The following is a 4,010-nucleotide window of genomic DNA, read 5'->3' as shown; positions in this document are numbered from 1 at the left end:
CATGTACAACCTCGCACTCGCCGGATAAGGCAGCGAGCACAGCGGCCAACCTTGCCCCAGGCGACCAGAAGATCATTTACGGGACAGCCCTTAGGCAGTGTCTGACGGCTCTTGCTCGGGTGGTGGATCTACAGCCCTTCCGGGCATGAGCTCGTCATGGTGCGTCGGCATGAACTGACGAACGCTCAGTGGGAGCGGATAGCCCCACTGCTGCCGGGAATGGGTCCGTAAAGTTAACGGTGGTTCTGGAGTTGTTGGGGATTCAGCGGCGGGCGGCTGAGAGCCGGCCGTCGAAGGTGATGTCGAAGGCGTTCAAGGCTGCCTTCCAGCGTTGGGTCCAGCGTTTGCGCCCGTGGCCGGTGGGGTCGAGGCTCATGATGGCCATGTAGACGCACTTGATGGCGGCCTGCTCGTTCGGGAAGTGGCCGCGGGCCCGGACGGCCTTGCGGATCCGCGCGTTCACGGACTCAATCGCGTTCGTCGTGCAGACGATCCGCCGTATCTCGGTGTCGAACTGGAGGAACGGCACGAACTCGGCCCATGCGTTTTCCCACAGCCGCACGATCGCGGGGTATTTCTGGCCCCATTCCTCCTGGAACTCGAGGAACCGTTCGGTGGCGGCGTCCTCGGTCGGCGCGGTGTAGACGGGCTTGAGGGCCTTCGAGATCTTGTCCCAGTCCTGCCGGGCCGCGTAACGGAACGACGCCCTCAGCAGATGAACGACACACGTCTGCGTGATCGCCTGCGGCCAGACCGCTCCGATCGCGTCGGGCAGCCCCTTCAGGCCATCGCAGACGACCATGCAGACGTCTTCCGTGCCACGGTTCTTGATCTCCGTGAGGACCTGGAGCCAGTACTTGGCGCCCTCGCCTCCGTCGCCGGCCCACAAGCCCAGGATCTCGCGAGTTCCCTCGACGGTGACCGCCAGGACCACGTATAGCGGCCTGTTCGCGACCTTCCCGTCCCGCAGCTTCACGTGGACACAGTCGATGAACAAAACCGGGTAGACCGAATCCAGGGGCCGGTTCTGCCATTCGTTCATGCCGTCGACCACCTTGTCCGTGATAGTCGAGATCGTCTGCTTGGAGACCTCGGCACCATAGACCTCCGCAAGGTGGGCGGAGATCTCGCCGTGGGTCAGGCCGCGGGCGGACAGCGAGAGCACCATCTCGTCGACGCCGGTCAACCGACGCTGCCGCTTCTTGACGATCTGCGGCTCGAACGAGCCCTCCCGGTCCCGCGGGACTTCGAGTACGACCGGGCCCACCTCGGTCACCACGGTCTTGGACCGGGTCCCGTTGCGGGTGTTGCCCGAGCCGGCCTTCTCATGCTTCTCGTGCCCGACATGGTCGGTGATCTCGCCTTCCAGGGCCGACTCGAGGATCCTCTTCGTGAGCTGCTGCAGCAGACCACCCTGGCCGGTCAGCTTGATCCCATCGGCCTTGGCCCGGTCCACCAGCTGACTGATCAGCTGGTCATCCAGAACATCCGGCGCCAACCCGGACGGCTGTACCTCCGCCACGGCATCCGCCGACACGGTCACGTCTGTCATCAGGTGTCACTTCCTGCTCGAAGATCCACCGTTGACCGTACAGACCCAGACCGGCCTGACCATAAGACCCACCTGAGCAACGACACGACATCACGAATTCAACCTCAGTAACGCCGGGTCTCCCGCGGTTTATACAGGCGGCCCCAATATTCTGCCCATGTGTGGAGGGTGATTCGGCTACGGGATTCGGAGGGTGGCGCATGCGGGTCCTTTTTCGGAGTCCACTTCGCAACTTCCTCTGCCCTCATCTTCGCTGGTGGCAATGAAGATCGTGAGGTGAGTGTACTGCCCCGGGGTGAATGGCATTGTAATCTTCTGTTCTACGATAGATTTATCATCCGGCCTGAGGGTTCCCACATAGAATGCATCAGACATCTGAAATTGGCTGATCTGTGATCCCTTTAGGTTTGAGGGATGGGCGTAGGCTGTGAGGTGGCGGTCTTTCTGGACTCCGTCCGCGTGTACATCGAAACTCAGTGTCAGCTCGGGGCGTTTGCCCTCGATCTTCAAGTTGGTGATGGTGGCCCTACCATTTCCATTTGCGGACTCGGCTGCCCCGGCAACGCCCACAACCATCGCCGCGATGAACGCAGCTCCCCCAAGAATTAGCAAGCCGGTTTCCCATTTGATGCCCGATGTGCTTCGAGGGATAAATAGCGCCACGATGCTGCATGTGAAAGCCGTAAAGGCTAGCCCGACAGCAAACGCAAGCGAATCGTCGCTATTGTTGAGCGAAATGAATGCCCTTTCGCTCGTGAGGCCGAGACCCGCCATGACGCCAGTAACGGCGACGAATGCGCCTGCGAGGATTTTGGCCACGTCGTCGAGGCCTTTTCCGGCAGCTTCGGAGCGTGCCGTCTTATCGGAATCCGCCGCATTAGATGTTGCGTTGTTTGTCATGACCATCCCCGTCCAGTGCCCGGTCGAGCGGTAGAGCCAGTAATTAAGTAGGCTGCCAGGCGCGCGGCCACCCTGTGTGGCGGCCTTACACACATTTCTCCAGCAACACTCGGTTGGGCTACTACTGAGGTTGAATTCGTGATGTCGTGTCGTTGCTCAGGTGGGTCTTATGGTCAGGCCGGTCTCGGCGAGGCAGCCGTCTATGAGGTCGCTGCGGTTCTGGATGTGTCGTAGGCCGCGGCGGATGCGCTGGATGACTGTTCGGGGGTGCTGAAGGCGACGTTGGAGAGCCAGATGTCAGCCCCTACGTGTTGGTGGCGAAGCGGGTGAGTCGCAGTCCGTCGGCGTCGGTGAACCGCAACTGGGCGCCAGGGTGGGGCCGTTCCTTGCGGACGATCAGCCGCATCCCCCTCGGCCAGCCTTTCAGGACGTCGCCGTCGAGCTCGGCGGTCCAGGCGCCGTCGCGGATCTCGCCGCCCGGTTCGACGGCGGGCGTCCAGACGGGGGCGGGGACCTTCAGGACGGCCTGGTGAATGGCGTCGGTGATGGTCATCCCGACCGAGTACGACAGCCACCTCCCGCGTTTCGCGAGCCAGGCCACGAACTCGTGCGTCCCGCCGCCGGAGTCGGTGCGGATCAGAGTGGACCGGCCCCGCCGATACCTCTTGGGGAGCTGGGCCAGGGCGAGCTGGGTGGCGGTGATGTGGTCAGCAGCGGTATTGCTGCCCGCGTTCCCGGGCCGCAGCAGGGCTGCCACCGGCTCTCCGGTGCCGCCGCGCCCGTGATCGACCGGCCCGGACGCACCCACGACATCACCGCCGCCCGCCGCGACCACCTCCTCACCCACCTCCGCGCCGCCGGCCTCGGCGCGCTGGCCGACCTCGGCATCCTCGGCCTGGACGACGACCCCGAACGACCCCGTCGTCGTCACTGGGTTCAAGGCCACCCGCCACCGCAAGCTCACCACCTGCGAAAAGGAAGCCAACCGGGTTCTCGCCGCCGGACGCGCCCCCGTCGAACACGGCTTCGCCCACCTCAAAAATTGGCGCACGCTCACCAAGCTCCGCACCGACCCCGCCCGCGCCACCCACCTTCTGCGCGCCCTGCTCGCCCTGACGAACCTCGAAGTCCACAAACGATCTACAGCGCAGACAGCCGCCCACGACCAGCGCGAGCACTCCGAACGAACGTCACGCAAGAACCCCTGACCAGCGATTTTGAAGATGGCGCACGCTCACCGAACCCCGGATACCGCAACTGCCCTCCCCCTCAACGACACCGCGCCGTACGGTCACGCCGTGGTCGAGCGCGGCCCGCTCGGCGTCTTCCAGCTCGGCCGTGCGGAGGAAGTCGGCGACCTTGCCCGGCATGGCGAGAGTGGCCGTCAGCTCCGTGGCCGGGATACCCAAGGGGGTTGAGCTGGTCGGGTGGGTTTACGCCAAGCAGAAACGATGCGGGTGCCAAAGAGCTCGTAACAGGATCTTGTTGAGATGCCCTGGTCGGGCGTAACCGGTGTGATGAATCGGCCGTTCGTGAGTGTGTGAGCACTCGGCCGTGG

Annotated in this window: 3 protein-coding genes and 3 pseudogenes; 1 reads left to right on the top strand and 5 read right to left on the bottom strand. The window is 63.8% G+C overall.

Going from position 1 to position 4,010, the window contains the following annotated elements:
* Positions 1-262 precede the first annotated feature (262 nt).
* The 4 genes and pseudogenes from ACFYOB_RS41470 to ACFYOB_RS41455 all read right to left on the bottom strand — a co-directional run.
* Complete coding sequence (locus ACFYOB_RS41470) at positions 263-1,543, bottom strand: IS256 family transposase (RefSeq protein WP_388570244.1); 1,281 nt, start codon at positions 1,541-1,543, stop codon at positions 263-265.
* Between the two features lie 186 nt (positions 1,544-1,729).
* The gene (locus ACFYOB_RS41465; protein ID WP_388570242.1) at positions 1,730-2,452 is read right to left on the bottom strand and encodes a hypothetical protein; all 723 of its coding nucleotides are present in this window, start codon (positions 2,450-2,452) and stop codon (positions 1,730-1,732) included.
* A 156-nt stretch (positions 2,453-2,608) separates the two neighbouring features.
* Positions 2,609-2,745 (bottom strand): annotated as a pseudogene (locus ACFYOB_RS41460) (IS630 family transposase); the annotation flags it as partial.
* A 14-nt stretch (positions 2,746-2,759) separates the two neighbouring features.
* Positions 2,760-3,242, bottom strand: a pseudogene (locus ACFYOB_RS41455) (transposase); the annotation flags it as partial.
* A 193-nt stretch (positions 3,243-3,435) separates the two neighbouring features.
* Here ACFYOB_RS41455 and ACFYOB_RS41450 point away from each other — a divergent pair.
* Positions 3,436-3,660: pseudogene (locus ACFYOB_RS41450) on the top strand (hypothetical protein); the annotation flags it as partial.
* Here the strand turns inward: ACFYOB_RS41450 and ACFYOB_RS41445 are convergent.
* A complete protein-coding gene (locus ACFYOB_RS41445) occupies positions 3,643-3,822 on the bottom strand; it encodes a hypothetical protein (protein ID WP_388570240.1) in 180 nt (59 codons plus the stop codon). The pseudogene ACFYOB_RS41450 and the gene ACFYOB_RS41445 overlap by 18 nt on opposite strands.
* Positions 3,823-4,010 lie beyond the last annotated feature (188 nt).

The organism is Streptomyces sp. NPDC006463 (assembly GCF_042870715.1).
Taxonomy (GTDB): Bacteria; Actinomycetota; Actinomycetes; order Streptomycetales; family Streptomycetaceae; genus Streptomyces.
Note: the sequence above shows the minus strand (reverse complement) of the source record. Positions and strands in the feature narration are given on the sequence as shown.

Coding starts and splice junctions, on each gene's coding strand:
- ACFYOB_RS41465 (WP_388570242.1), bottom strand. CDS start 2,452: ATGACAAACAACGCAACATCTAATGCGGCGGATTCCGATAAGACGGCA.
- ACFYOB_RS41445 (WP_388570240.1), bottom strand. CDS start 3,822: ATGCCGGGCAAGGTCGCCGACTTCCTCCGCACGGCCGAGCTGGAAGAC.